23 protein-coding genes are annotated in these 26,613 nt (G+C 70.6%); 8 read left to right on the plus strand and 15 right to left on the minus strand.

The annotated features are described in order from the left end of the window. Positions 1 to 114 precede the first annotated feature (114 nt). From ACZ7L6_RS39120 to ACZ7L6_RS39170, 11 genes are all read right to left on the minus strand, one after another. The gene (locus ACZ7L6_RS39120) at positions 115 to 1,290 is read right to left on the minus strand and encodes an NAD(P)/FAD-dependent oxidoreductase (RefSeq protein ID WP_471932531.1); all 1,176 of its coding nucleotides are present in this window, start codon (positions 1,288 to 1,290) and stop codon (positions 115 to 117) included. Further along, positions 1,287 to 1,649: a bifunctional 3-phenylpropionate/cinnamic acid dioxygenase ferredoxin subunit gene (locus ACZ7L6_RS39125; RefSeq protein ID WP_471932533.1), complete on the minus strand. Its 363-nt coding sequence runs from the start codon at positions 1,647 to 1,649 to the stop codon at positions 1,287 to 1,289. Before ACZ7L6_RS39125 ends, ACZ7L6_RS39120 begins: the two co-directional genes overlap by 4 nt. Positions 1,650 to 1,866: 217 nt before the next feature. Beyond that, entirely contained in the window at positions 1,867 to 2,496 is a 630-nt protein-coding gene (locus tag ACZ7L6_RS39130; protein WP_471932535.1) for an MBL fold metallo-hydrolase, read from the minus strand. Next, entirely contained in the window at positions 2,496 to 3,581 is a 1,086-nt protein-coding gene (locus ACZ7L6_RS39135; RefSeq protein WP_471932537.1) for an S-(hydroxymethyl)mycothiol dehydrogenase, read from the minus strand. Before ACZ7L6_RS39135 ends, ACZ7L6_RS39130 begins: the two co-directional genes overlap by 1 nt. Before the next feature lie 230 nt (positions 3,582 to 3,811). Continuing rightward, entirely contained in the window at positions 3,812 to 5,590 is a 1,779-nt protein-coding gene (locus ACZ7L6_RS39140; protein WP_471932539.1) for a BCCT family transporter, read from the minus strand. 203 nt (positions 5,591 to 5,793) lie between these two features. Further along, a complete protein-coding gene (locus ACZ7L6_RS39145; RefSeq protein WP_471932541.1) occupies positions 5,794 to 8,094 on the minus strand; it encodes an FdhF/YdeP family oxidoreductase in 2,301 nt (766 codons plus the stop codon). A 124-nt stretch (positions 8,095 to 8,218) separates the two neighbouring features. Further along, positions 8,219 to 9,961, minus strand: a complete 1,743-nt coding sequence (locus ACZ7L6_RS39150; RefSeq protein ID WP_471932543.1) for an amylo-alpha-1,6-glucosidase — start codon at positions 9,959 to 9,961, stop codon at positions 8,219 to 8,221. A 74-nt stretch (positions 9,962 to 10,035) separates the two neighbouring features. Then, the gene (locus ACZ7L6_RS39155; RefSeq protein WP_471932545.1) at positions 10,036 to 10,851 is read right to left on the minus strand and encodes a carbohydrate ABC transporter permease; all 816 of its coding nucleotides are present in this window, start codon (positions 10,849 to 10,851) and stop codon (positions 10,036 to 10,038) included. Beyond that, positions 10,848 to 11,768 (minus strand): carbohydrate ABC transporter permease, encoded by a 921-nt coding sequence (locus ACZ7L6_RS39160; RefSeq protein ID WP_471932703.1) that lies wholly within the window; start codon positions 11,766 to 11,768, stop codon positions 10,848 to 10,850. The genes ACZ7L6_RS39155 and ACZ7L6_RS39160 overlap by 4 nt, the downstream gene beginning before the upstream one ends. 35 nt (positions 11,769 to 11,803) lie before the next feature. Next, positions 11,804 to 13,051: a sugar ABC transporter substrate-binding protein gene (locus ACZ7L6_RS39165; RefSeq protein ID WP_471932547.1), complete on the minus strand. Its 1,248-nt coding sequence runs from the start codon at positions 13,049 to 13,051 to the stop codon at positions 11,804 to 11,806. Between the two features lie 192 nt (positions 13,052 to 13,243). Further along, positions 13,244 to 14,257: a LacI family DNA-binding transcriptional regulator gene (locus ACZ7L6_RS39170; RefSeq protein WP_471932549.1), complete on the minus strand. Its 1,014-nt coding sequence runs from the start codon at positions 14,255 to 14,257 to the stop codon at positions 13,244 to 13,246. Positions 14,258 to 14,628: 371 nt separating this feature from the next. Here ACZ7L6_RS39170 and ACZ7L6_RS39175 point away from each other — a divergent pair, with 371 nt between their 5' ends. The 3 genes from ACZ7L6_RS39175 (at position 14,629) to ACZ7L6_RS39185 (ending at position 20,142) form a co-directional block, all read left to right on the plus strand. Continuing rightward, on the plus strand, positions 14,629 to 18,282 hold the full coding sequence (locus ACZ7L6_RS39175) for a LamG-like jellyroll fold domain-containing protein (protein WP_471932551.1): 3,654 nt from the start codon (positions 14,629 to 14,631) through the stop codon (positions 18,280 to 18,282). A 136-nt stretch (positions 18,283 to 18,418) separates the two neighbouring features. Further along, positions 18,419 to 18,826, plus strand: a complete 408-nt coding sequence (locus ACZ7L6_RS39180) for a CoA-binding protein (RefSeq protein WP_471932553.1) — start codon at positions 18,419 to 18,421, stop codon at positions 18,824 to 18,826. 92 nt (positions 18,827 to 18,918) lie between these two features. Continuing rightward, positions 18,919 to 20,142 carry a 4-hydroxybenzoate 3-monooxygenase gene (locus tag ACZ7L6_RS39185; protein ID WP_471932555.1) on the plus strand — a complete coding sequence of 408 codons (1,224 nt, stop codon included), beginning with the start codon at positions 18,919 to 18,921 and terminating at the stop codon, positions 20,140 to 20,142. 22 nt (positions 20,143 to 20,164) lie between these two features. Here ACZ7L6_RS39185 and ACZ7L6_RS39190 read toward each other — a convergent pair whose 3' ends face one another. After that, a complete protein-coding gene (locus tag ACZ7L6_RS39190; protein ID WP_302002526.1) occupies positions 20,165 to 20,524 on the minus strand; it encodes an ArsR/SmtB family transcription factor in 360 nt (119 codons plus the stop codon). A 60-nt stretch (positions 20,525 to 20,584) separates the two neighbouring features. On the opposite strand from ACZ7L6_RS39190, the gene ACZ7L6_RS39195 reads away from it, so the two are divergent. Beyond that, a complete protein-coding gene (locus ACZ7L6_RS39195; RefSeq protein WP_471932557.1) occupies positions 20,585 to 21,679 on the plus strand; it encodes a cation diffusion facilitator family transporter in 1,095 nt (364 codons plus the stop codon). Positions 21,680 to 21,683: 4 nt separating this feature from the next. On the opposite strand, the gene ACZ7L6_RS39200 is transcribed toward ACZ7L6_RS39195, so the two are convergent. Beyond that, positions 21,684 to 22,244 (minus strand): YbaK/EbsC family protein, encoded by a 561-nt coding sequence (locus ACZ7L6_RS39200; protein WP_471932559.1) that lies wholly within the window; start codon positions 22,242 to 22,244, stop codon positions 21,684 to 21,686. A gap of 43 nt (positions 22,245 to 22,287) precedes the next feature. Further along, complete coding sequence (locus ACZ7L6_RS39205; protein WP_471932561.1) at positions 22,288 to 22,860, minus strand: helix-turn-helix domain-containing protein; 573 nt, start codon at positions 22,858 to 22,860, stop codon at positions 22,288 to 22,290. Positions 22,861 to 22,968: 108 nt separating this feature from the next. Between ACZ7L6_RS39205 and ACZ7L6_RS39210 the strand changes: the two genes are divergently transcribed. Beyond that, positions 22,969 to 23,826, plus strand: coding sequence for an EamA family transporter (locus ACZ7L6_RS39210; RefSeq protein WP_471932563.1), 858 nt, complete (start codon positions 22,969 to 22,971; stop codon positions 23,824 to 23,826). A gap of 1 nt (position 23,827) precedes the next feature. Here the strand turns inward: ACZ7L6_RS39210 and ACZ7L6_RS39215 are convergent, their stop codons facing one another. Next, positions 23,828 to 24,625, minus strand: coding sequence for an acyltransferase (locus ACZ7L6_RS39215; RefSeq protein ID WP_471932565.1), 798 nt, complete (start codon positions 24,623 to 24,625; stop codon positions 23,828 to 23,830). A gap of 158 nt (positions 24,626 to 24,783) precedes the next feature. Here ACZ7L6_RS39215 and ACZ7L6_RS39220 point away from each other — a divergent pair, with 158 nt between their 5' ends. The 3 genes from ACZ7L6_RS39220 (at position 24,784) to ACZ7L6_RS39230 (ending at position 26,575) form a co-directional block, all read left to right on the plus strand. After that, complete coding sequence (locus tag ACZ7L6_RS39220) at positions 24,784 to 25,395, plus strand: hypothetical protein (RefSeq protein WP_471932567.1); 612 nt, start codon at positions 24,784 to 24,786, stop codon at positions 25,393 to 25,395. Positions 25,396 to 25,399: 4 nt separating this feature from the next. Continuing rightward, positions 25,400 to 25,849 carry an RDD family protein gene (locus ACZ7L6_RS39225; protein ID WP_471932569.1) on the plus strand — a complete coding sequence of 150 codons (450 nt, stop codon included), beginning with the start codon at positions 25,400 to 25,402 and terminating at the stop codon, positions 25,847 to 25,849. A gap of 198 nt (positions 25,850 to 26,047) precedes the next feature. Then, positions 26,048 to 26,575: a gamma carbonic anhydrase family protein gene (locus ACZ7L6_RS39230; protein ID WP_471932571.1), complete on the plus strand. Its 528-nt coding sequence runs from the start codon at positions 26,048 to 26,050 to the stop codon at positions 26,573 to 26,575. Positions 26,576 to 26,613: the final 38 nt, after the last annotated feature.

Here is a 26,613-nt window from a genome sequence, read left to right on the forward strand (position 1 = left end):
ATTCACGCGCCGGGAAGAGCGACTCCGGACGGCGTTGTGTATGGAGCAACGCTGCGTGCTATATGCAACCGCAGCATGGGATGCCGCTGGGGCGGTGTCAAGATGCGAGCGGTGTCAGGATGCAGATGGTGATGCGGTGGCGGCGAGTTGCTTGCGCCAGCGCATGAACAGCCGGGGCTGGTTCATCCCGAGCACGGCGACCGGGTCCCCGGACCGCCGGTAGACGGCCAGGACGTCGCGGTCGTCCGCTGAGCCCGCCTCGATGGTCACTCTGTCCGCGCCGGCCGCGTGACCGGCGAACTGGATCTTCACGCCGTACTGGTCGGACCAGAAGTACGGCGGCCTGGGCACACCCGGTTCCACCGCGCCGCCCGCCAGCAGCGTGGCGATCGCGGCGTCGGGCCGCTCCCGCGCGCCGGTCCAGTGCTCGACGCGACGATGGAGACCCGCGCGCGGGTCGTACCAGTTGGCACAGTCGCCGACCGCGACCACACCGGCCAGGCTGGTGCGGCCGTCGGCGCCGCACTTGACGCCGTTGTCGAGAGCGATGCCGGAACCTTCCAGCCACTCGACGTTCGGGCGTGCGCCCACTCCGACCACGACGATGTCGGCCGGGATACTGCGGCCGTCCTCCAGCAGGACGGCGTCGACACGGGTCTCCCCGCTCAGCCCCTTGACGCCCACGCCGCACTCCAGCCGTACGCCGTGGTCGGCGTGGAGGGCGGAGACGATGGCGCCCATGGTCTCGCCGAGCGGTCCGGCGAGCGGTGTCGGGGCCGCCTCGACGACGGTCGCCTCCAGCCCGAGGGCGTATGCGGTGGAGGCGACCTCGGCTCCGATGAAGCCTCCGCCGATCACCACCAGCCGTCCGCCGCGGGCCAGTTCGTCGCGCAGGGCGCGGGCGTCGTCCAGGGTGCGCAGGGTGTGCACGCCGGCCAGCCCCTCGGAGCCGGGCAGGGTGCGCGCCGCGGCGCCGGTCGCGATGACGACTCCGTCGGCCTGCACCTCCCGTCCGTCACCGAGCCGGACGACACGCCGCGCGTGGTCGAGTCCGGTGGCGCGGACGCCGAGCAGCCACTCGGCCCCGAGGTCCTCGTCGTCCGTCTCGAGGGCGAGTTCGGCCTCGCCGAGCGTGCCGGACAGGAACTCCTTGGACAGCGGGGGCCTGTCGTACGGGCGGTGGAGTTCGTCGCCGATGACGACGAGCCGCCCGTCGTAACCCTGCCTGCGCAGTGAGCGCGCCGCCGACAGGCCGGCCAGTGAGGCGCCGACCACGGCGACGGTCCTCACGCGGGACCCCCGGCGAGCCGGGCCGAGATGCAGGGCGGCAGGTTGGGGGCGTCGGTGGACAGCCGCACGAAGATCATGCCGTCCTCGACGACGACCTCGTGCGTCCGGACCGGGAGCTTGGCCGGCGGGGCGTCGACCGCGCCGGTCCGCAGGTCGAACTTGGAAGCATGCAGCGGGCATTCCACCTCGCAGCCCTCCAGCCAGCCGTCGGCGAGCGACGCGTCCTGGTGGGTGCAGGTGTCGTCGATGGCGAAGAGTTCGCCGTCGTCGGTGTGGAACACCGAAACCGGCGGATCGATGTCGAGCCGGTGAGCCTCGCCTCGGGGGAGGTCCTCGAGACGGCACGCGGGAATCATCATGACACCTCGGTGCGTATAACGAAACGGATTGCGGTAAGCGCAACATCAGTCTGGGGTCGCCCAGAACCCTTGTCAAGGCGTTCAGAGGCCGCTTGCGGCCACTGTTTTCGTTGCGTCATACAAAACGTGACTCATATAGAACAACAGCAGCCCGCCGTATCGGCTCGCGATGTCCGCGAGCCGATACGGCGGGCGCTCAAGGGCTGCCGGTGCGGCGTCAGAAACCGCGGTCGACCCACTCCTGGAGGTGCGGGGCCTCCGCGGCGATGGTGGTCGTGTCACCGTGGCCGGTGTGCACGACGGTGTCTCCCGGCAGTGTCAGCAGCCGGTCCTGGATCGAGTCGATGATGGTCGGGAAATGGCTGTACGACCGTCCTGTCGCCCCCGGCCCGCCCGCGAACAGGGTGTCGCCGCTGAAGAGGGCCTGCAGGGCCGGTGCGTACAGGCAGACCGCCCCAGGGGCGTGGCCGGGCGTGTGCAGCACGGTCAGCTCGATGCCGGCCACCGTGAGGCCCTGGCCGTCGGTGAGTTCGGCGTCCGGTGCCCGGTCGGGGTGGGTCTGCTTCCACAGCGGCAGGTCGTCCGGGTGGAGGAGGACCGGGGCGCCGGTGCGGTCGGCGAGTTCGGGCGCGGCGTCGATGTGGTCGTTGTGGGCGTGGGTGCACACGATCGCGGTGAGGCGCCGGGCGCCGACGGCCTCGGCGATGGCCTCGGCGTCATGCGCGGCGTCGATGACGATCACCTCGGTGTCGTCGCCGACGATCCACACGTTGTTGTCGACGTCCCAGGTACCACCGTCCAGCGAGAACGTCCCCGAGGTGACGAGGTGTTCGATGCGGGCGGCCATCAGAGGACCACCACCGAGCGCAGCACGTCGCCGTGGTGCATGCGCTCGAAGGCCTTCTCGACCTCGTCCAGCGCGATGGTCTCCGTGACGAAGGCGTCGAGATCCAGGCGGCCCTGGAGGTAGAGGTCGATCAGCATCGGGAAGTCACGGGAGGGCAGGCAGTCGCCGTACCAGGAGGACTTCAGGGAGCCGCCGCGGCCGAAGACGTCCAGCAGCGGCAGTTCGAGCTTCATCTCCGGGGTGGGCACGCCGACCAGGACGACCGTGCCGGCGAGGTCGCGGGCGTAGAACGCCTGCTTGTACGTCTCGGGGCGGCCGACCGCCTCGATGACGACGTCGGCGCCGAAGCCGCCCGTCAGCTCGCGGATCGCCTCGACCGCGTCGGCGTCCTTGGAGTTGACGGTGTGGGTCGCGCCCAGCTTCCTGGCCGTGTCCAGCTTGCGGTCGTCGATGTCGACGGCGATGACCTTCGCCGCGCCCGCCAGGTTCGCCCCGGCGATCGCCGCGGCCCCGACACCGCCGCAGCCGATGACGGCGACCGAGTCACCCCGGCCCACGTTGCCGGTGTTGATGGCCGCGCCGATGCCCGCCATCACGCCGCACCCCAGCAGACCGGCGGCGGCCGCCGACGCGGTCGGGTCGACCTTGGTGCACTGCCCGGCCGCGACCAGCGTCTTCTCCGCGAACGCGCCGATGCCCAGTGCGGGAGACAGCTCGGTACCGTCCAGCAGGGTCATCTTCTGCTTGGCGTTGTGGGTGTTGAAGCAGTACCACGACTCCCCGCGCAGACAGGCACGGCACTGGCCGCACACCGCCCGCCAGTTGAGGATCACGAAGTCGCCGGGCGCGACATCGGTGACGCCCTCCCCCACGGACTCCACGATCCCCGCGGCCTCATGGCCCAGCAGGAACGGGAAGTCGTCGTTGATGCCGCCCTCGCGGTAGTGCAGATCGGTGTGGCAGACCCCGCAGGCCTCGATCTTCACCAGCGCCTCACCCGGACCCGGGTCGGGCACGATGATCGTCTCCAGGCTGACGGGGGCGCCCTTGCCCCGCGCGACGACAGCACGGACCTGGTGCGTCATGGCCACTCCTCGGCTGGTCGTGACTTGAATCGAATGTCGATCAGATGTTGCTCATTACGGCACACATTTCATGTGCCGCAACACAGCATCGTGGAGCGCCGACCGGGGGTCAAGCGGCTCGACGGGGTTGCCTCAGCTGGATCGATCCCGGCGGAACAGCGCGAACGCCCGGCGGGGTCGTGACCGGACATGCCGGTTCACGACCCCGCCGGGCGTGGGTCCCGCCGATCTCAGCGGGCAGAGGAGGAGGTCGTTTCCGTGGCCTCCGTGGCCTGCGTGGACTGCTCGGGCTGCTCGGACTGCTCGGAATCCGGGCCCTCGTTGCACGCCACGGGGCCGATGCGCAGCTCGAAGTCGCCGTCGTACTTCTCGTGGCCGGTGATGACGGCCGTTTCGATGGCCTCCTTGCCGATGCGCCCGCGAATGATGAGCGGGTCCTGGCGCAGGTCGCGGGTGAGCGCGATGCACAGGCCGACCATCACCAGGGTGAAGGGCGCCGCCGCGAGGATGGTCAGGTTCTGCAGTCCGGTGAGCGCGTCGCCCTTGCCGCCGCCGATGAGCAGCATGATCGCGGCGACCGCGCCGGTCAGCACGCCCCAGAAGACGACGACACCGCGGGTCGGTTCCAGGGATCCGCGCTGCGAGAGCGTGCCCATCACGATCGAGGCGGCGTCGGCGCCGGAGACGAAGAAGATGCCGACGAGGATCATCACGACCACACTCGTGATCGTGGCGACCGGGTACTGCTGCAGCACGTCGAAGAGCTGGCCCTGGGCGGTCGAGGCGTCGCTGAGCTTCTTCTCGTCCTGCAGGTGCATCGCCGAGCCGCCGAAGACGGCGAACCACAGCAGGCTGACGGTGCTGGGGACCAGGATGACGCCGCCGACGAACTGCCGGATGGTCCGGCCGCGGCTGATGCGCGCGATGAACATGCCGACGAACGGCGTCCAGGAGATCCACCAGGCCCAGTAGAAGACCGTCCAGCCGGCCAGCCAGTCGGCGACGCCCTCGCCGCTCGACGCCTCGGTACGCCCTGCCATCTGGGTCAGGTCGCCGAGGAAGGCGCCGATGGACGTGGGCAGCAGGTCGAGGATGAAGATGGTCGGGCCGACGAGAAACACGAAGACCGCCAGGGTCACCGCCAGCACCATGTTGATGTTGGACAGCCACTGGATGCCCTTCTCGATCCCGGACACCGCCGAGGCGACGAACGCCACGGTCAGCGCCGCGATCACGGCGACCAGCAGGCCGGTGCCGACGGATCCCAGCCAGCCCAGTCCGGTGAAGCCGCTGCCGATCTGCAGGGCGCCGAGCCCCAGGGAGGCCGCGGAGCCGAAGAGCGTGGCGAAGATCGCGAGGATGTCGATGATCCGGCCACCCCAGCCGTTCGCCCGCTTCTCGCCGATCAGCGGGGTGAACACGGCGCTGATCAGCTGGCGGCGGCCGCGCCGGAAGGTGCTGTAGGCGATCGCGAGACCCACCACCGCGTACATCGCCCACGGATGCAGTGTCCAGTGGAAGAGGGTGGTGGCCATGGCGGTCTCCATGGCCTCGTTGGCGTCGGCCGGGTCGGTGCCCGGCGGCGGTGTGACGAAGTGGGAGAGCGGCTCGCTCACGCCGTAGAACATCAGGCCGATGCCCATGCCCGCGCTGAACAACATGGCGATCCACGAGACCGTGCGGAACTCGGGCTGCTCGCCCTCCTTGCCCAGGGTGATCCGCCCGTAGCGGCTCATCGCCAGCCAGAGGGCGAAGACCACGAAGCCCGAGGCGGCGAGAACGAAGGCCCAGCCGCCGTTGCGGATGGTCCCGTCCAGCAGCTTCCCGGACACGCTCTCCAGCGTGTCGGTCGCGACGGCGCCCCACACGACGAAGGCGAGGGTGAGGACCGCGGCGACACCGAAGACGATCAGGTCGGTGCGGGGTCCGGCGGATGCCGCCGGGCTTCCCGGCAGATCCGCTGCGACGGGATGACCACGACTCCCGTCCCTTTCGCGTACTTTATTCATCTGCTCGTCCTTTCCACAGGCGGCGGTGGAGTCTTTGTCGCGGACGACGAGAGAAGGGGAGGCGGAGCGGCCGCCATCGTGCGTCGTTGCGAATAATGCATCGTCACTCACTATGAGCAACAACCTTCTGGGCGCCGCAGAGGGCTGTCAAGGGGGCGGACGTGCTGAGTTGCCCGTCCGCCGGCTCTGCGCCCACCCATGGGCTACGCGTCGGCGGTCACCGGTTCCAGCCGGACGACGATGGACTTCGACGTGGGCGTGTTGCTGATGGCTGCCGTGGAGTCCAGGGGTACGAGGACGTTGGTCTCGGGGAAGTAGGCGGCGCAGCAGCCTCGCGGGGTCGGGTACGGCACGGCCCGGAAGGCGTGTGCCCGGCGCTCCACCCCGTCCCCGTACTCACTGACGATGTCGACGAGGTCCCCGTCGGAGAGGCCGCGCTCGGTGAGGTCGTCGGGGTGCAGGAAGAGGACCCGGCGGCCCTGGTGGATGCCGCGGTAGCGGTCGTCCAGGCCGTAGATCGTGGTGTTGTACTGGTCGTGCGAGCGCAGCGTCTGGAGCAGCAGCCGGCCCGGCGGGACCTTGGGGCTCTCCAGCCGGTTGACGGTGAAGTTGGCCAGCCCGGTGGCGGTCGTGAACCGGCGCTCGTCGCGGGGCGGGTGGGGCAGGGCGAAGCCGCCCGGTAGCCGCACCCGGGCGTTGAAGTCCTCGAAGCCGGGGATCACGCGTTCGATGCGGTCGCGGATGCGGTCGTAGTCGGCCTCGAAGTCTTCCCACGGCACTTGCGGGCCGGTGTCCCCGAGGGCGGCGCGTGCCATCCGGCAGATGATCGCGACCTCGCTCAGCAGGTGCTCGGACGCGGGCGCGAGCCGCCCTCGTGAGAGGTGCACCATGCCCATGGAGTCCTCCACCGTGACCAGCTGGGGTCCGCCCGGCCGCAGGTCGGCCTCGGTCCGGCCGAGGCACGGCAGGATGAGGGCCTGTTCCCCGGCGATGACATGCGAGCGGTTCAGCTTGGTGGAGATCTGGACGGTGAGCCGGCACCTGCGCAGCGCCTGCTCGGTCAGGTCGGTGTCGGGGGCCGCGGCGACGAAGTTGCCACCCAGCGCGACGAAGACCCGTACGTCACCGTCGCGCATGGCGCGGATGCTGTCGACCGCGTCATGGCCGTGGTGTCGCGGAGGTGTGAAGGTGAACTCGGCGCCGAGCCGGTCCAGGAACGCGGCGTCCGGCTTCTCGTAGATGCCCATGGTGCGGTCGCCCTGCACGTTGGAGTGGCCGCGCACCGGGCACAGGCCGGCGCCCGGGCGGCCGATGTTGCCGCGCAGCAGAAGGAAGTTGACGACGTCCCGGATGGTGGGCACGGAGTGCTTGTGCTGGGTGAGTCCCATCGCCCAGCAGACGACGATCTTCTCGGCGGCCAGCACCTGGCCGAACGCCTCCCGGATCTCCTCCTCGGGCAGGCCGGTGGCCTGGAGGATCTCGTCCCACGACACCTTGCGGGCGTGCTCGGCGAACTCCTCGAAGCCATGCGTGTACCGCTCGATGAAGGAGGTGTCCAGGGTGCCGGGCGCCTCGTCCTCCGCCTCCAGCAGCATGCGGTTGAAGGCCTGGAAGAGCGCCTGGTCCCCGCCCAGCCTGATCTGGAGGAACTGGTCCGCCAGCTTCGTGCCGCCGCCGATGACGCCGGAGGCCTTCTGGGGGTTCTTGAACCGCAGCAGTCCCGCCTCGGGCAGCGGGTTGACCGCGATGACGCGGGCACCTTGCTGCTTGGCCTTCTCCAGCGCGGAGAGCATCCGGGGGTGGTTGGTGCCCGGGTTCTGGCCGACCACGAGGATGAGATCGGCCTCGTAGAGATCCACCAGGCTGACGCTGCCCTTGCCGATGCCGATGGTCTCCACCAGGGCCGAGCCGCTGGACTCGTGGCACATGTTGGAGCAGTCCGGCAGGTTGTTGGTGCCGAAGCCGCGGACGAAGAGCTGGTAGAGGAACGCGGCCTCGTTGCTCGCCCGTCCTGAGGTGTAGAAGGCGGCCTGGTCCGGGTGGTCGAGCGCGGCGAGTTCGCGGGCGATCACGGCGAACGCGTCGTCCCAGGAGATCGGCTCGTAGCGGTCGGCGCCGGCCGGGCGGTACATCGGGTGGGTGAGGCGTCCCTGCTGCCCGAGCCAGTAGTCGCTGCACGGGAGCAGGTCCTCCAGAGTGTGCTCGGCGAAGAAGTCCGGGGTGACCCGCCGTACGGTGGCCTCCTCGGCCACGGCCTTGGCGCCGTTCTCGCAGAACTCCGCCTTGTGCCGGTGATCGGGCTCGGGCCAGGCGCATCCCGGGCAGTCGAAGCCCTCCTTCTGGTTCACCCGGAGCAGAGTGAGCAGGCTGCGGCGGGCCCCCATCTGTTCGCCGGCGTGCCGCAGCGAGGAGGTGACCGCGGGGATGCCGGCCGCGTACTCCTTCGGGGGTCCGATCCGCAGACGGGCGTCGCCGGGGTCCTCAGCAGGTGGCTTGCGAGTCATCTGTAGCGCTACTCCGCGATGTAGGGGAACCAGAGCCGTGCCATGGCACCTTCGCCAGTTGCGCATTATTCAACAGTAGCGTGATGCGCAACAGACCTAGGGAAGCCCGACCGGCGACCCCCTGTCAAGGCCCGCAGCGCCTGACGTGTGCCTCGGCGAGGAGCAGGTAGCTCGCGGCCGTCCAGGTGTAGGCGCGGTCGCGCAGGCCGGTTCCGGTGAGGGCGTCGAAGTTCTCGGCGAAGCCGTGGGTCTCGCACAGGGTGCGGAAGCGGGCACTGATCTCGTCCGCCAGGCGGTGGTGGCCGGCGCGGCGCAGCCCGTCCTCGATCAGGACCGTGGCAGGGGCCCAGATGGGACCGCGCCAGTAGCCGTCGGAGAGGTAGTGCGGCGAACTCGGCAGCTCGGTGGCCAGTCCGTACGGCGTCAGGTGGGCCTCGATACGGGCGGCCAGCACGCCGCTGATCTCCTCCGGCAGATGCTCGCCCAGCGCGATGGGCATCAGGTCGAGAAGGCTGGAGCTCTGCCAGGTGTCGCCGCTGTCGACTCCCCGGGCGACGAACCGGTCACCGGTCCAGAGCTGCTCGAGCATCGCCGCCTGGGTGGCCTCGGCGGCCCGCGTCCATCGGCGGGCGTCGTCCGGCCGGGCCAACTGGATGGCCAGTTCGGCGAGTTCGCGGAGCTGGAGGACGAGGAAGGCCGCCAGGTCCGCGGTGACGACGACGCGTTCGGGGGCGAAGGTAGTGGCGTTGTCCCAGCCGCTGTCGTTGCCGTGCTGGTAGTGGGGCAGTGCGGCGCCGGGGGCGCGCCGTGCGGTGAGCCAGAAGTCCGTCCAGCGTTCCAGCCTGTCGTACGTCTCGGCCAGTTCCGCCCGGCCGGGCGGCGTGGGCAGGCGACGGCGCAGGTGCCCGAACGCCCAGCCGTGGATGGGCGGTTTGACGAAGTTGTGGAGGACCTCGGAGTGGGTGACCGAGTCGGGCAGCGCCCCGGTCTCGTCCTGGTGGTCGAAGGGCAGGTGGTACTGGTCCCGGGCCAGCTCGGGGCGGCCGGGGGCCAGGGCCAGTGCGTTGAAGCAGTGGTCCCAGCTCCAGACCTTGTCCATCCAGTGCTTGGACATCAGGACGGCGGGCCGGGTGACCAGACCCGCCGGGCGTACGGTCGCGGACCACAGGACGTAGGCGGCGAGTTCGGCGGCCGGTGTCGCGGACGAGCGCCACGGGGCCACCGTGTCGACGAAGTCCGCGAAGGCGTTCCGCGCGGCCTCGACGACCTTGCCGAAGGTCGCCGTCGACGCGTACGGCCGGCGGGCGGTGTCGAGTTCCTCCACCGCGATCTCCCAGGGCGCCTCCGCGTCCGGGCCGGCGGCGACGGTGAGACCGCGGTCGGCAGCGCCGAGGGCCTGGCCGCCGAACGTGTCGGTCGCCGTGCCGGAGAGCACGGTGACGCGGCAGCGGCGTCCGGTCTCGTACGACGTGAACACGTACGCGTCCCCCGCCGGGTCGCGGAAGAAGTACGTACCGCTGAACGGCGTCAGGGTCTGCGCCGCGGCGAGCACTCGGATGCCCAGACCGCTCCCCCGCAGCCGTACGGTGTCCGGCGACTCGTAGGCGAGGTCGACACGGCCACGCCCGGCGGTCCAGCTGAGCAGTCCCGGCGTCGCCTCGACGCGGGTCTCGGCGCGGTGGCCCGTCACCGGGTCCACGGGGACCAGACGCAGGACGGCGTGCATGCCGTTCTGGTGCGAGACGAGGTGGAGATCTTCGGCGTACGTCTTCTCCGCCACCACGGGCGAGATGTCGAACCAGGATCCGTACGTGCTGAACGGGATGTCATGGACGGAGAAGGCCGGGCCGGGAAGGGCGGCGGTCATGAAGTGCGACTCGTTTCTCGAGCACGGGGACTCGAACAGAGGGAAGGGTCTCGGTCCCTCGGAGGGAAGGGAGCTCAGTCCTTGACCGCGCCGGCCGTCACGCCGGCGGCGACGTAGCGCTGGGCGAGGACGAGGATGACCGCGGCGGGCAGCGAGGCCACGACGGCGGTGGCCATGATGGCGTTCCACTCCTGGTTGTTGTTGCCGATGTAGTGGTAGATGCCGAGGGTGATCGGCTCGTGGGCGCCGCCGTTGACGAGGGTGCCGGCGAAGACGAAGTCGGACCAGGACCACAGGAACGCGAACAGGGACACCGTGACGACGGCGTTGCGGCTCATCGGCAGGACGATCGACCAGAACGTGCGCAGCGGTCCGGCGCCGTCCGTCTTCGCGGCCTGGAGCAGTTCGCCGGGGATGCCGGACATGAACGCGGTGAAGATCAGGACCGCGAAGGGCACGGCCAGGGTGGAGTCGGCGACGATCAGGCCGGGGACGGACTGGAGCAGGCCGAGCTGGAGGTAGATGGCGTAGAAGCCCATCGCCATGATGATGCCGGGGATCATCTGGGCGGCCAGCAGGAGAAAGCTGAGCACACCGCCGCCGCGGGGGCGCAGCTTGGCCAGGGCGTAACCGGCGGGGGCGGACAGAGCGACGGTCAGCACGACGGTGCCCAGGCCGATGACGAGGCTGGTGCCGAGGTAAGGCAGCTGCTCGGCGAGGACGGTGCGGTAGCCGGCCAGCGTGCCGTGGACGGGGAACAGGTCGGGCGGGCTCTTGCGCATGTCCTGGTCACGGGTGAAGGACACGTTCAGCATCCAGTAGACCGGGAAGAGCATGATGCCGGTCAGCAGGACACCCACGGTCGTCTTGCCCCAGGTACGTCGGCTCATGAGAACGCCTGCTTCCGCTGGGTCCGCACATAGACCAGGCCGAAGACCAGCGCGGCCACCACGAGGAGGTTGCCGACGGCCGCACCCGGGCCGAAGGCGGGCACGAGGTTGCCGAAGCCGAGCTGGTAGGACCAGGTGGCGAAGGTCGTGGACGAGTCCGCCGGGCCGCCCTTGGTCATGATCCAGATGATGTCGAAGACCTTGAGCGTGTAGACCAGGCCCAGCAGCAGGGTGATCGCGGACACCGGGCGCAGCAGCGGGAAGGTGATGCTCCAGAACCGCCGCCAGGCACCCGCCCCGTCGAGGGCGGCGGCCTCGTACAGGCCGGCCGGGATGGACTGCAGGCCGCTGTACAGCACGACCAGGTTGAACGGGACGCCGATCCAGATGTTCGCGATGATCACCGAGGTCAGCGACCAGGACGGGGAGGTCAGCCAGTTCACCTGGTCGACGCCGACGGCGCCCAGCAGGGCGTTGACGACACCGGACTCGCTGTTGAACATCCACGACCAGGTGGAGGCCGACACGATCAGCGGCAGCAGCCAGGGCACCAGGAACAGGGCGCGCAAGGTCACCGACAGCGGGAAGTGCCGGTTGAAGAAGACCGCGAGGGCCAGGCCGATGCAGTACTGGAAGACCAGGCACACGGCGGTGAACACCACGGTGTGGAGCAGGGCGGGGGCGAAGGTCGGGTCGTCGAGGACGGTCCGGTAGTTCTGCAGGCCCGTGAACGGTGCGTCGCCCTGGACGAAGGAACGGACCGTGTAGTTGCGCAGGCTCAGGTCGAGGTTGCGGTAGAGCGGATAGGCGTAGAAGAGGGCGAGGTAGAGGGTCACCGGGGCGAGGAAGGCCCAGGCGGCCCACTGCTGGGAGCCGGGCCTTCGGGTCGCCGGTGAGGTCAACGGGCTTCGGGTCACGGTCACCGGACCCGTCAACGAGCCTCGGGTGACGGTCACTTGACGGCGGACTGAGCGGCGGTCAGCGCGTCCTTCGGGGACTTCGAACCGCTGAGGGCGGACTGTACGGCCTTCCACAACTGCTCCGATATCTTCGGGTACTTGGTGCCCAGGTCGTCGCTGGTGCGTCCCTTGGCCGCCTTGACGGCGTCGACCCACGGCTTCAACTCGGCGTTCGCCGCCACCTGCTTGTCCTGGACCTCGCCGGTCGGGGCCACGTAGGACAGGGTGGTGTCGGTGTCGTAGAGGTTCGCGGTGCTGGTCAGGCAGGTGACCAGCTTCTGGGCGGTGGCGTAGCGGCCGGTGTCGCCCTGGACGGGGATGGTGACGAACTCGCCGCCGGTCGGGGCCGCGGCGTTGCCTCCGTCGGCGCCGGGGACGGGCAGGACGCCGTAGTCGAAGCCGGCCTTCTCGGCGTTGGCGAGCTGCCAGGTGCCGTTCTCGGCGAAGGCGTAGTCGCCGCTCGCGAACTCCTGCCAGCTGGTGGTCTGGGTGTTGTTGATGACCGAGTTGGGCGCGTACCCCTTGTCCAGCCAGCCCTTCCACAGGGACAGCGCGGAGACGGCCTGGGCGGAGCCGAGGTCGGTCAGCCGGGCGCCCGAGCCCCAGAACCACGGCAGGAACTGGAAGCTGCCCTCCTCGGTGCCGATCGCGGAGAAGGTGATGCCCTTCTTGCCCGCCTTCTTCACCTTCTCCAGCGCCGCCGTCAGCGACGTCCAGTCCTTGATCGAGGCCGTGTCCACGCCGGCCTTCTTCAGCACCTCCTTGTTGTAGTAGAGGGCGAGGGTGTTGGCGCCGATCGGCGTGCCGTAGGTCTTCCCGCCCGACTGGCCGGCCGCGAGCAGGTTGGGGTCCACCTTCGAGGTGTCCAGCTTGTTGTCGTCGGTCGTGGTGAGCACGCCCGCCTCGGCCAGCGTCGACACCACCGGGTTGTCGACGACGAGGACGTCCGCGGAGTTGTCCTGCTGCGCGGCCAGCAGCGCCTTGTTGGCCAGGTCGCTGGTGTCGAACGCGGTCCGCTTGATCTTCACACCGGCCTTGGTGCCGCAGGCGTCCAGGAGCTTCGCCCAGGCCGAGCTCTTGTCGAACTGGGGGTACGGGTCCCAGACGGTGTACGTGCCGTCGCCGGCGCCCTTGGTGTCGGTGCTGCCCGAGCCGGAGGAGCAGGCGGTGGCGCTGACGGCCACGGCGAGCGCGGTCACGGCCGCGGCGGTCAGACGGCGCTGTCCGGAGGAGCTGTTCATGGCGGGGGTTCCTTTGTTTGGGCATGCGGGTGCCGAGGGCACGGGGTGGCGAGCGCATGGGGCGGCGAGGGCACCGTGGTGAAAGGGAGCGGGCACGGTGGTGAAGAGGAGAGGGCACGCCGAACAGCGCCGATGAGCGACCGGCGGGTCAGCGGGTGACGTAGGTACGCGGGGGTCGCCCGTGGGGTGTGGTCAGGACGCCGTGCTGGGCCCGGTGCTGGCCCGCAGGGAGATCGGCGGCGCGAGGAGATGGTGGCGGGGCGGGCCGTCGGGATGGTCGAGCCGCTCCACCAGCAGTTCGACGGCGCGTCGGCCCATCTCCTCGGCCGGCACGTCCGCCGCGGTGAGCTGCGGGGTCACCGTCTCCGCCCAGCGGCCGGCCACGACCCCGGTCACGGAGACGTCGCGCGGCACATGGCGGCCCGCCTGGGCGAGCCCCCGGTAGAGGCCGCCCAGAGCGGCCTCGTTCAGTGTGACCAGGGCCGTGGTGGCCGGCTCGTCGTGCAGGATCCGCTCCACGCAGGCCTGGCCCGAGGCGGCGTCGTCCCCGCAGCAGTACGTCCGCACTGTCAGCCCGCGTTCGGCCGCGGCCTTGGTGAAGCCGTCCAGGCCGCGGTGCGCGGACTCGTACCCGGCCCGCAGCAGCTGCTCGGGCCGGTTGACGAAGGCGACCCGGCGGTGGCCGAGGTCCGCCAGGTGGTGGACGCACGCCGCCGCCAGCGCGGTGTGGTCCAGGCCGACCCACCAGCCGCTGTCGGGATGCGCGGTGCGGCCGATGGCGACGAAGGGGAAGTCCACGGCGGTCAGGTGCTCCGCCCTGTCGTCCTCCAGCCTGATCTCCATCAGGATCGCGCCGTCGACCCGCCGCTCCCCCAGCAGCCGCTGGAACGAGCGGTCGCTGTCCACGCCGCTCGGCGCCACCAGCACGTCGTAGTCGTAGGCCGCGGCGGCCTCCACGACGCTGCCGATGAAGTCCAGTTGCATCCCGGTGTAGTGGTTGCCGGCCGGCGGGAAGACCAGGCCGATCGTGCTGGTCCGGCCGTTGGCGAGGGCGCGGGCGCTGGCGTTCGGGCGGTAGCCCAGTTCATCGATGACCTGCTGGATCTTGCGGCGGGTGTCGTCGGAGACCGGTCGCTTGCCGCTCAGTGCGTAGGACACGGTGCTGCGCGAGACACCGGCCCGCCGGGCGATCTCACCGATGTTCACGGCAGCTCCTTGCTCGAACCGGTTCGATTCTGCGGACCGGCTGTCGAACCGGTTCGCGTGAAGTGAAGTTAGGAACTGGCCGCACGCCTGTCAACACCCTTGACGGCACTCACGGCCCTGGACACGAACCGACAGAACCTCGTGCCGGAGGGATTGATGGTCCGGCTTCACCGGTGCTAGCTTCCGGAACCGGTTCGACGAAGTGATCCGAAGCGGTCCTTCCGACGATTCCAGCCCGACAGCAGGCTCCCCGGGGAACGCGGGGGCCGCCGACCACCGTGACCTGAAGAGCGCAGCGCCTTCGCGGCGCATTGGTCGAACCGGTTCGACATGCATCGACGCCCCGCACCCAAGGATTGAGGACGCAATCCATGCCATCCCCCGACAGATCCGCCCGCCGCCGCGCCCCGGCCGCCGTGGCCGTCGCTCTCGGCGCGGGCCTGCTGACCGCACCCGCAGTCCCCGCGGAGGCGGCCGACGCACCGCAGCCCGCCGCCCGCTACACCTTCGACGAGGACGACCTCGCCTCCGGCAGGATCACCGACAGCTCCGGCAACGGCCTGACGGCGACCCTGGTGAACGGCACCACCGCCCGGTCCGTGGCCGGCACGGACGGGGGCAAGGCCCTGGCCCTGCCCGGCGGGGCGCCCACCTCGGACGGTGCGTACGTCCGTCTGCCCCGCGAAGTCCTCGGCGACGCCACCGACCTGACGGTCTCCGCCCGCGTGAGGTGGAGCGGCGACAAGTCGTCCTGGCAGCGGATCTTCGATCTGGGCACCAACACCACGAAGTACCTCTTCAGCACCCCGTACAACAACGGCGGGCTGTTCCAGACCTCCGTGACCACCGGCGGAGGCGGCGCGGAGACGCAGGTCCGCGGCTACGCGATGCTGCCCGCGAACGAGTGGCGGACCGTCACCGTCACCCTCGACACCACCGCCGGCCGGCTCACCACCTACCTCGACGGCGTGGCGGTCTCCTCCGCTGCGACCGGCATCAAGGCCAAGGAGCTGCTGGACGGCTCGGCCACGGCCGCCGGCTACATCGGCAAGTCCTTCTGGCCGGACCCGCTGCTCAAGGGCGCGATCGACGACTTCACCGTGTGGCACGCGGCGCTGAGCGCCGAGCAGGTGGCCGGTACGGTCGGGACCGTGCCGACGCTCCAGGAGCTCTCGAAGACCACCTTCGACGTCCGAACGACCACCGGGACCGCTCCGTCCCTCCCGCCCGTCGTCCGCTCCTCGTTCTCCGACGGTTACGACCGTGACACGCCGATCACCTGGGACGCCGTACCGCCCGAGAAGTACGCCCGGCCGGGGACCTTCACGGCGACGGGTACGGCAGCCGGGCGCGCGGTGAAGGCGAACGTCACCGTCGTCCGCGAGGGACAGCTCACCGTGGACCTCGGCTCGGACACCGGCCCGTTCCACGGCGGCGCCTCCGGCACCCTCTACGGCGTGTACGGGCCGGACGTCCCCACCAACAACCTCATGGAGGGCATGGGCCTGCGCACGGTCTCCACCAAGGCGCAGGACGGTCCGCAGCACCCCGGCGCCGATGCCCTGGAGGTGGTGAAGCCACTGGCCGACTCCACAGACGGCGATGTCTACATCTACATGACGGACATCCACCGCGGCTTCCCGTACCAATGGCCGGGCGACACCCCCGAGGACAAGCTCAAGCTCTACAAGGAGAAGATCGCGACGCAGGTCGACCAGGTCCTCCGACTGCCCGAGGAGTACCAGGACAACATCGTCTTCGTGCCGTTCAACGAGCCCGAGGGCAACATGTTCGGCACCGGCGAGTGGAGCTACAACAAGGTCAGCTGGCTGGACGACCCCGACGACTACTTCGCCGCCTGGGACGACGCCTACAAGCTCATCAGGGGCAAGATGCCGAGCGCCCGCATCGCCGGCCCCAACACCAGCGTCCTGTACGACCAGGTAAAGGGCTTCCTCACCCACGCGCTGGCCGCCGGCACCCTCCCGGACGTCATCACCTGGCACGAGCTCAGCCATCCCGAGGCGGTGCGCCAGAGCGTCGCCAAGTACCGGACGTGGGAGAAGGAGCTCTTCAAGGGCACCGAGCGTGAGGGCACCCGACTCCCCGTCAACATCAACGAGTACGCCTTCAACTACCACACCTCCGTCCCCGGCCAGATGATCCAGTGGGTGTCCGCGATCGAGGAGTCCAAGGTCGACGCGGACATCGCGTACTGGAACATCGACGGCAACCTGTCCGACTCCGCGGTGCAGTCGGGCCGCGGCAACGGCCAGTGGTGGCTGCTGAATTCGTACGCCGCGATGAGCGGGCACACGGTGCAGGTGACCCCGCCGTTCCCCGGCGAGAACTACACCATGCAGGGCGTCGCCACGCTCGACGAGAAGAAGAAGCAGTCCCGACTGATCTTCGGCGGGTCCACCGGCAAGGGCCACATCACCTTCGCGGGCGTCCCGAAGAAGGTCTTCGGCGACAGCGTGCACGCCTGGGTGAAGGAGATCGAGTGGAGCGGGCAGGTGGGCGACAGCTCCGGCCCGAAGCTGCTCGCCGAGCAGAACCTGAAGGTCGGTGAGGACGGCACGGTGGCCGTCGACTTCGGCGACGGCGCGCTGCCGAAGCTCAAGGAGTCCTCGGCGTACGAGATCGTCCTCAGCCCGGCCGGCAAGGCGAAGGGCACGCAGTCCCCGCCGGTGCGCCGGCAGGGGTCGTACGAGGCGGAGGACGCCGCCCACACCGGGTCCGGCTACTCCAGAAACGGTCCGGAGGGCTCGCCGCGTGACGTGTCGAAGTTCTACACCTCCGGCGGCTACGACGTGGGCGGCCTGCGCACCGGCTCGGACGTCACGCTCGACTTCGCCGTGGACGTGCCCGAGGACGGCACCTACGACCTGAGCGTCTTCGCCAACTCCCTCAACACCTTCGACAAGGTGAAGGAGCAGGGTCCCACCAACGTCTTCCTGCGGGTGGACGGCAAGGCGGACAGCGAGCAGGAGTTGTACCTGCCGCTCGGCTACAAGTGGGTGGTGTGGGACCACACCGACACGAAGGTCCACCTCACCAAGGGCAGGCACACCCTGACCCTCGCCGCGAAGAGCCTCGACGGCAAGCGCGCCACCAAGGGTGACGCCATCGTCGACCGCCTCACCCTGTCCCTGCCGGAGGCTTCGGCGAACACCCAGGTGTACGAGGGTGAGCTGGCCTGGCTGAGCGGTGGGGCACGGCCCGCCTACGACCTGCCGAAGCAGCCGGCCACCGGCTCGGGCGCGGCCCGGCTGGCGAAGGGCCAGACCGCCACGTTCTGGGTCTACTCCCCCGCCGACCGCGAGGCCACCCTCGAGGTCGACACCCTCGGCGGCTCGGGCGCCCGGCTCTCGGTCAACGGCCACGACGTCCTGCGACTGGGCAACGGCAAGAGCACCGTGGCCGTCTCCCTGTCGGGCGGCGTCAACAAGGTGACGGTGACAGGAGGTTCGGCCACGACGCTCATCGACCGCCTCAGGGTCACGCCGACCGAGGGCACGCTCCCGGCGCGCACGTACGAGGCGGGCGACGCCGAGCTCGCCGGCTCGGCCACGCTCACCCCGCTCTCCCTGGCCACCGACGGCACGGCGATCACCGGCATCGGCGGCGACCCCGGCAACGGCAACACCGCGACGTTCACGGTCGACGCCGACCGGGCCGGCCTGTACGCGCTGCGCATCCGCTACTCGAACCCGGAGCAGTCGGAGGCCACCCACTACAACCCGGACCCGCTCGCCCGCCACGCCGACATCACCGTCAACGGCGGCGACATGCGGCGGGTCGGCTTCCCGCACAGCTTCCACGCGAACAACTTCTGGGAGCTGACCGTCCCCGTCCATCTCGAGAAGGGACAGAACACGATCACCTTCCGCTCCGAGGAGCTGCCGAACTTCGACGGCACGACCTACGCCTCGGACACCTTCCCCGGCGTGCTGCTCCGCTCGCGCTACGCGCCACTGATCGACCGGATCACGATCGCGCCGTACGCCCGCGAGGTGCGATGAGGTGAGCGGCACCGGCGGCCACGCGCCGCCGGTGCCGCACGCGGCTCGACAGCGAACCGCCTCGTCCGGAATCACCGCCCCCCGGCTGCTGTTGTGCGGAACAGCAGCCCCAGCACGAACACCAAGGAGGCCGAGCGTGTACGGCGACCCGGCAACAGTCCGCAAGATCCTCACCGAGCTCGGCGACACCTGGGCCGTCGTGGGCCTGTCGACGAACCAGCGGCGCGCGGCATACGGCGTCGCGGACGTGCTCCAGCGCTTCGGCAAGCGCATCGTGCCCGTGCATCCGAAGGCGGAGACGGTCCACGGGGAGCAGGGATACCCGTCCCTGGACGCGATCCCCTTCGAAGTCGACGTCGTCGATGTGTTTGTCAACAGCGACCTCGCCGGGGCCGTCGCCGACGAGGCCACCGCCATCGGCGCCAAGGCCGTCTGGTTCCAGCTCGGCGTCATCGACGAGGCCGCGTACGACCGCACCCGCGCCGCCGGCCTCGACATGGTCATGGACCGCTGCCCGGCGATCGAGATCCCCCGCCTGGGATAGCCGGGACCGCTCCGTCGCCGACGCGCTGAGCCACCCCCGGAAGAGCCCCGGAACGCTCCCCTCCCCGAGTCGGCCGCCCCCATAATGCTCGGGTGACTTCCACCTCCCCCCACTCCAACTCCGGTGCCCCGCAACACTTTCCGGTCGTCGTCGTGGGCGCCGGACCGGCCGGCCTCACCGTCGGCAACATCCTGCGGGCGGCGTCCGTCGACTGTCTGGTCCTGGAGACCGAGACACGTCCGTTCATCGAGCAGCGGCCACGGGCCGGGGTCATCGAGGAGTGGGCCGTACGCGGACTCCAGCGGCGGGGGCTCGCGGACACCCTGCTGGAGCGGGCTCAGCGGCACACCGAGTGCGAGTTCCGGTTCGCCGGGGAGCGCTATCGGTTCGAGTACTTCGAACTGACAGGGCGTCACCACTGGGTCTATCCGCAGCAGTTCCTGGTGACGGACCTGGTGCGCGAGTACGCCGACGCGCGCGGCGGGGCCATCCGCTTCGGCGTGCGGGACGTGGAACTGCACGACCTCGACACCGACCACCCCTCGGTGTCGTACGTCTGCCCGGACACGGGCCGACGTGAGGTCGTGCGCTGCGACTTCGTCGCCGGCTGCGACGGGGCGCGCGGGGTGACGCGCGCCGCGGTGCCCGCGGGCCGGGCCCACATCTCCCGCAGCGACTACGGCGTCGGCTGGCTGGCGCTGCTCGCCGAGGCGCCGCCGTCCGCCGACTCCGTCGTGTTCGGCATACATCCCAACGGGTTCGCCGGGCACATGCAGCGCAGCCCCGAGGTGACCCGCTACTACCTCGAGTGCCCGCCCGGCGACGACCCGGAGAACTGGTCGCACGACCGGGTCTGGGCGGAGCTGCAGCAGCGGCTCGGCGCCAACGGCGCGCCCCCGCTGACGGAGGGGCGGCTGATCGAGAAGCGCGTCCTCGACATGCACAACTACGTGGTCGAACCCGTGGTGTACGGCCGCCTCTTCCTGGCCGGCGACGCCGCCCACCTGACCGCCCCGATCGCCGCCAAGGGCATGAACCTCGCCCTGCACGACGCGTTCCTGCTCGGCGACGCGATCGTCGCGTACGTCACCAAGGGCGACGGCACCGGTCTGGACGGCTACTCGGCGGCCTGCCTCGGCCGGGTGTGGGACTACCAGGAGTTCTCCCACTGGCTGTCCGAGGTCTACCACGGCGCGTCGTCGGGCGACCCGTACCGCGCGGGCACCACGCTCGCCCGCCTGCGCCGTATCTTCGGCTCCCCGCAGGCGGCGATGGCGTTCGCGGAGCAGTACCTGGGCCTGAACGCCGACTACTGAAGCCCCGATCAGCGGTTGCCCGTCAGTCGTGCAGCGGCCGGTCGCTGAGCCGGTGGTCCGCCACGTTCAGCGCCTCGTCGACGAGGCGGCGCAGATGGCCGTCGCGGAGGGAGTAGATCACCCGGCGGCCCTCCTTGCGCGTGTTCACCAGCCCCGCGAGACGCAGCCGGGCCAGATGCTGGCTGACGGCGGGCCGGGCGGCGCCGCAGGCCTCGGTCAGCGTCGTGACATCGGCCTCCCCCGCCGTCAGGGCGTGCAGCAGCGTGAGGCGGGTGCGGTCGCCGAGCAGGGCCAGGAGTTCGGCGGCGAGCGCGAACTGCTCCTCGCCCGGGGTGCGCGGATGCGCATCGTGTGCAGGTGACAGGTGCATGCGTGCGCTCATACGCACATAATGGCGTCGTGGGCGGGCACTCGTCCACTCCCGCGTCGAAAGGGGAGCGCTGTGAGCGACGGGCACGAGCACGACCACCACGGCCACGCGCGCGAGCACGACCACCATCACGGCCGCGCGCACGAGCACCATGGCCATCACGGCCACGCTCATGGCCGCACCCCGCTGCGCCACCGCCTCTCCCACCTCCTCAAACCCCACTCCCACGAGACCGCCGACAAACTCGACTCCGCCCTGGAGTCCTCGGCCCGCGGCATGCGCGCGCTGTGGGTCTCGCTGGCCGTGCTCGGTGTGACGGCGCTCGTCCAGGCGGTCGTGGTGGTCGCGTCCGGGTCGGTGGCGCTGCTCGGGGACACGGTGCACAACACCGCGGACGCGCTGACGGCCGTACCGCTCGGAATCGCCTTCGTACTGGGCCGACGCGCGGCGACGCGCCGCTTCACCTACGGCTACGGGCGGGCCGAGGATCTCGCGGGCATCGTCATCGTGCTGACCATCGCCGCGTCCGCGGCCTTCGCGGCATGGACGGCCGTCGACCGTCTCCTCGACCCGCGTCCGGTGGAGCAGATACCGGCGGTCGCCGTGGCCGCCCTCGTCGGGTTCGCGGGCAACGAGTGGGTGGCCCGCTACCGGATCCGGGTCGGCCGTGCGATCGGCTCGGCCGCGCTGGTCGCCGACGGACTGCATGCCCGTACGGACGGATTCACCTCACTGGCCGTCCTGTTGAGCGCGGGCGGTGCGGCGCTGGGCTGGCAACTCGCGGATCCGATCGTGGGGCTGGCGATCACGGCCGCCATCGTGCTGGTGCTGCGGGACGCGGCGCGCGAGGTGTTCCGGCGCGTGATGGACGCCGTGGACCCGGCCCTGGTGGACCGGGCCGAGCGGGCGCTCCGGGAGGTCTCCGGGGTACGTGAGGTGGGCGAGTTGCGGCTGCGCTGGATCGGGCACCGGCTGCGCGCCGAGGTGGCGGTCGTCGTGGACGGCGAGGCGACGGTACGTCAGGCGCACGCCATCGCCGTCGACGCCGAACACGCCCTGCTGCACGCCGTCCCCCGGCTCACCGCGGCCCTGGTCCACGCCGACCCGGCACCGGCGCCGGGCGAGGCGGATCCGCATCTGGCCCTGGCGCACCACACCGCGGCCTGAGGCGTCAGACCGCGATGCCGAGCCCCTCCAGGACGACCGCCCCGGGCAGTTCCGCGAACGCCTTCCCCGGCACCAGCAGCTTGCCGCGCCGGCGTCCGCTGCCGACCAGGACGTACGGCAGGTCGACGACGGCCGAGTCCACCAGCACCGGCCAGTCGCCCGGCAGTCCGATCGGGGTGATGCCGCCGTACTCCATGCCGGTCTCGCCGGTCGCCGTGTCCATCGAGGCGAACGACGCCTTGCGGGCGCCGAGTTGCTTGCGTACGACGCCGTTGACGTCGACCCGGGCGGTGGAGAGCACCACGCACGCGGCCAGCGTCGTCTCGCCGCCGCGTTTGCCCGCGACGACCACGCAGTTCGCGGACTGTTCGAGCAGTTCCTGGCCGTAGTGCTGCACGAAGACGGCGGTGTCGGCCCACTGCGGGTCTGTCTCGACGTAGAGGAACTGGTCGGCGGGGACGCTGCCGTGCCAGTGGCGTACGGCGTCGGCGACCGGGCGGGTGAGTTCGTCGAGGCAGTCGGGGGCCGGGGTGGCGGTGTCGAAGTGTCCGATGGGTGCGTCCATGAGCGCACGCTAACAGGACCGGGACGGCCGTCGGCCGGGAGTCTCAGCGGACGGGCGGCACGGACACCGCGAGCACCCACTCCGTCGGGACATCGCCCTGATTGCCGTACGTGTGCGGGGCGTTGGCCTCGAAGGTGGCGCTCGCGCCGGCCGGGACGCGGTACTCCACGTCCTCGACGGTGAGGGTCAGCTCGCCCGCGGTGACGTGGACGATCTCGAAGGTGCCGGCGGGGTGCGGGTCCGAGCTGCTGCTCTCGCCCGGCATCAGCCGCCAGTCCCACATCTCCAGCGGCCCCGGCGCCTCGGTGCCCGCCAGGAGCCTGCTGTAGCTGCCGGCGTCGGTGTGCCACAGCCGTACCACCTGGTCGGCCGGCACGACCCGCACCTTCGGGCCCTGCCCGTAGTCCAGCAGGGTGGTGATGCTGACCCCGAGCGCGTCACCGATCTTGATCACCGTACCGAGGCTCGGGTTGGTCCGCGCCTGCTCGATCTGGATGAGCATGCCGCGGCTGACACCGGCGCGGGCGGCGAGCACGTCCAGAGTGAAGCCGCGCACGGCGCGCCAGTGCTTGACGTTGCGCCCCAGCGACTGGGTCAGCAGGTCTAGGTCCGCCACATTCCGTCCATTGTTCCGGAGGCCAATATTCTGGATGACAGGGTCCATCTCACTGCACTACGGTGAGGTGCACCTGATCGTGCACCGAACTGTACTGCGAGGCGACCCGTGACAGCACTCTTCGCCCTGGCCACCAGCCTGCTGTGGGGGCTGGCCGACTTCGGCGGCGGACTGCTGACGCGGCGCACCCCGGCGCTCACGGTGGTGGTCGTCTCGCAGGCGATCGCGGCCGGCGTGCTCGGCGTGATCGTGGTGGCCACCGGCGGCTGGAGCGAGGCCGGCTCCCAGCTGTGGTTCGCGGTCGCCGCCGGTGTGGTGGGCCCGGTCGCCCTGCTCTGCTTCTACAAGGCGCTCGCGCTGGGCCCGATGGGCGTGGTCTCTCCGCTCGGCACCGTGGGGGTGGCCGTCCCGGTCGGCATCGGCCTCCTCGTCGGCGAGCGGCCCGGCCTGGTGCAGGTCGCGGGCATCGCGGTCGCCGTGTTCGGTGTCGTACTCGCGGGCGGACCGCAGCTGCGGGGTGCCCCCGTCCAGCGGCAGGCCATCCTGCTCACGCTGGTCGCGGCCTTCGGCTTCGGCACGGTGTTCGCGCTGATCGCGGAGGCGTCGACCACCGTCACCGGTCTGTTCCTCGCGCTCTTCGTCCAGCGCGTGGTCAACGTCGCGGCGGGCGGCCTCGCGTTGTACGCCGCCGTGCGGCGGGGCCGCGCGGCCCTCCCCGACGACGGTTTCCCCTGGCGCTCGCTGCCGGCGCTCGCCTTCGTCGGCCTCGCCGATGTCGCGGCGAACGGCACGTACGTGGTCGCCGCCCATCACGGCCCGGTCACCGTGGCCGCCGTCCTGGCGTCGCTCTACCCCGTGGTGACCGCCCTGGCCGCGCGCGGTTTCCTCAGGGAGCGGCTGCGGGCGGTGCAGGCGGCGGGTGCGGGGCTCGCGCTGGTGGGCACGGTGCTGCTGGCGGCCGGCTGACTCAGGACTCCGCCGCCGGCTCGGCGAGTTCCACGGCCGCCTTCCCGTCCAGCTCCGCCAGCTTCGCCGCCGTCTCCTCGTCCAGCTCGGCCAGCGCCTGGAGCTGCTCGGGGGTGATCCCGTCGGGGATCGGCACCGGCGCCGGCGTCCGCAGCGGCGGCTGCCAGCCGTCGTCGGGCGTCCAGCGCCGTACGACCCGGGCGGGCGCCCCCGCCACCACGGCATGGTCGGGCACCGGGCCCCGCACCACCGCACCGGCCGCCACCACCACGTTCCGCCCGATCCGCGCCCCCGGCAGGATCACGGCCCCGGTGCCGATCCAGCAGCCCGGGCCGATCTCGACCGGCTCCATGCGCGGCCACTGCTTGCCGATGGGCTCGTGCGGATCGTCGTACGAGTGGTTGGTGGACGTGACGTAGACGTACGGCCCGAAGTAGCAGTCGCTGCCGATGGTGACCGTCGTGTCCGCGATGACATGGCTGCCGCGGCCCAGCACGACGCCGTCCCCTATGCGCAGGATCGGCTCCGGGCCGAGGTCGAGGTCGGGCATCAGACCCGCGGTCAGCGTCACCTGCTCGCCGACGATGCAGTGGGAGCCGAGGTGGATCCAGGGTTCGCCGAAGACCGTGCCGAGCGGGAAGGCGAGGCGGGTGGCTTCGCCGATCGAGCCGAAGTGGAAGCGGCCGGGGCTCTCGGCCGTCACCGAACCCGTGCGCTGCGCCCAGGCCCAGCCCGCGTGGACGGCGCGTTGCGCCAGTCGGCGTCGCCAGGATGAGAACGTGTTCTTGCGCTTGGGCACGCGCTCACCGTACTGAGCATTCGGTGCCCATATGAGGTCGTGGATCTGTGATCTTCGCCCCACGGAGGTACCTGTAGCCGCCCCGCGCTTCACCCGCGACGGGTGATCCGACCGGGTCGGCGCCGTGGTGGGCTGGTGAGATGACCTGGAGCGCCACCATGAACCCCCTCAATGTCGTGGGGCGCCTGACGCGGTATGCGCTGGGATCCGCCGGCTCCGTCGCCGACCTTGTCCTTCGCAGTCTGACGGCCGCGGTCGTGGACCGTCTGGACCTGGACGGCCTGGCCGCTCGGATCGATGTCAACCGGGTCGCCGACCGCGTGGACGTGATGCGCGTCGCCGGTCGCGTCGACGTCGACACGATCGTCGAGCAGGTGGACGTGAACCGCGTCGCCGATCGGTTGGACGTGAACCGGGTCGCCGATCGGCTGGACGTGGCTCAGGTCGCACGGCGCATCGATGTGGACGCCATCGCGGCACGCATCGACCTGGACGCCATCGCGGCGCGCGTCGACATCGACCGCATCGCCGCGCGCGTGGACGTCGATGCCGTGATCGCCCGCGTCGACCTGGTGACGCTCACCAGGGCTGTGCTGGAGGAGATCGACCTGGGACGGATCGTGCGGGAGACGAGCGGCGGGATGGCCGAGGAGACGGTCGACGCGCTCCGGTCGCGGAGCATGCAGGCCGACCGGGTGGTCAACCGCGTCGCCGACCGGCTGATGCACAGACCCGTCGCCGCCCCGGCGCGGCACGACGCCACGGACTGACACCGTGGCACGGGAGGACCGGGCACAGGGCCGCGAGGGCGAAGCCGCCGGGCTCGTGTCGCGGTGCCTCGCGGGGGTGATCGACGCCTTCGTGCTGTTCGGGATCGGCATCGCCGTCCAGCTCGCGATCGGCGGTCTGCGGCTGGCCGTCGCCGGGCCGCCGTATCGCTTTCCCGATCCTCCCGTCTGGCTGACGGGTGTCGGGGGCTGGGCCCTCGCCGTGCTGTATCTGGGCATCAGTTGGGCCGTGACCGGAGGGACCGTCGGCGACCGAGTGCTTGGTCTGCGGGTCGCCCGGCTCGGCGGGCGGCTGCTCGGCGTCCTGCGCGCGCTGCTGCGTGCCGCGCTGTGCGTGGTCTTCCCGGTGGGACTGCTGTGGGTCCCGCTCAGCCGACGCCGTGCGTCGCTCCAGGACCTCGTCTTCTCCAGCGCCGTCCGGTATCACCGGTTCTGACGTACGGGATCGTCCCGGTGTCAGGGAGGACAGCCCGGACATCTCTCCCTGCCCCCTGCAGCGCCCGCACCCTCTCGCCGGACCTGGCGTCCTTGCTGCGCCCGGAGCGGGTGACGCGCCGCCCCGGCGGGCGGCTCGCCGGGTTCATCGCCTACGGTGCCCGGTGTACCGAATGCAGATGGGGTTGGTGAGTTCGCGATGACACACAAGGCGCTGATCAAGGGCATCGGCGGCAGAGAGCCGAAGATCGACGGGGACGCCTTCGTGGCGCCCACGTCCACGGTGATCGGGGACGTGACGCTGGAGGCGGGGGCGAGCGTCTGGTACGGCGCGGTGGTGCGCGGGGATGTGGAGCGGATCTCCGTCGGGGCTCGGTCGAATATCCAGGACAACTGCACGCTGCATGCCGATCCCGGTTATCCCGTGAGTATCGGGGAGCGGGTGTCGGTCGGCCATAACGCCGTGGTGCATGGGGCGACCGTTGGGGACGACTGTCTGATCGGGATGGGAGCGACCGTGTTGAACGGTGCGGTCATCGGGGCGGGGTCCCTGGTCGCCGCTCAGGCTTTGGTGCCGCAGGGGATGCAGGTGCCGCCGGGTTCGCTGGTGGCCGGGGTGCCGGCGAAGGTGAAGCGGCCACTGACGGAAGAGGAGCGTCAGGGCGTCACGCTGAACGGAACGATGTACGCAGAATTGGCCAAAGCCCACCGGCAAACCCACGGATAGTGCAACGCCCCAGGGGCGCGGGGAACTGCGCGACCGCC

The sequence above is a fragment of the Streptomyces sp. NPDC107522 genome, assembly GCF_055657525.1.

Excerpts from the sequence above, each read along its gene's own strand:
- ACZ7L6_RS39175 (WP_471932551.1), top strand. The coding sequence starts at position 14,629 with ATGCCATCCCCCGACAGATCCGCCCGCCGCCGCGCCCCGGCCGCCGTG.
- ACZ7L6_RS39190 (WP_302002526.1), bottom strand. The coding sequence starts at position 20,524 with ATGAGCGCACGCATGCACCTGTCACCTGCACACGATGCGCATCCGCGC.
- ACZ7L6_RS39145 (WP_471932541.1), bottom strand. The coding sequence starts at position 8,094 with ATGACTCGCAAGCCACCTGCTGAGGACCCCGGCGACGCCCGTCTGCGG.
- ACZ7L6_RS39165 (WP_471932547.1), bottom strand. The coding sequence starts at position 13,051 with ATGAACAGCTCCTCCGGACAGCGCCGTCTGACCGCCGCGGCCGTGACC.
- ACZ7L6_RS39130 (WP_471932535.1), bottom strand. The coding sequence starts at position 2,496 with ATGGCCGCCCGCATCGAACACCTCGTCACCTCGGGGACGTTCTCGCTG.
- ACZ7L6_RS39220 (WP_471932567.1), top strand. The coding sequence starts at position 24,784 with ATGAACCCCCTCAATGTCGTGGGGCGCCTGACGCGGTATGCGCTGGGA.
- ACZ7L6_RS39135 (WP_471932537.1), bottom strand. The coding sequence starts at position 3,581 with ATGACGCACCAGGTCCGTGCTGTCGTCGCGCGGGGCAAGGGCGCCCCC.
- ACZ7L6_RS39230 (WP_471932571.1), top strand. The coding sequence starts at position 26,048 with ATGACACACAAGGCGCTGATCAAGGGCATCGGCGGCAGAGAGCCGAAG.
- ACZ7L6_RS39155 (WP_471932545.1), bottom strand. The coding sequence starts at position 10,851 with ATGAGCCGACGTACCTGGGGCAAGACGACCGTGGGTGTCCTGCTGACC.
- ACZ7L6_RS39125 (WP_471932533.1), bottom strand. The coding sequence starts at position 1,649 with ATGATGATTCCCGCGTGCCGTCTCGAGGACCTCCCCCGAGGCGAGGCT.
- ACZ7L6_RS39140 (WP_471932539.1), bottom strand. The coding sequence starts at position 5,590 with ATGAATAAAGTACGCGAAAGGGACGGGAGTCGTGGTCATCCCGTCGCA.
- ACZ7L6_RS39200 (WP_471932559.1), bottom strand. The coding sequence starts at position 22,244 with ATGGACGCACCCATCGGACACTTCGACACCGCCACCCCGGCCCCCGAC.
- ACZ7L6_RS39150 (WP_471932543.1), bottom strand. The coding sequence starts at position 9,961 with ATGACCGCCGCCCTTCCCGGCCCGGCCTTCTCCGTCCATGACATCCCG.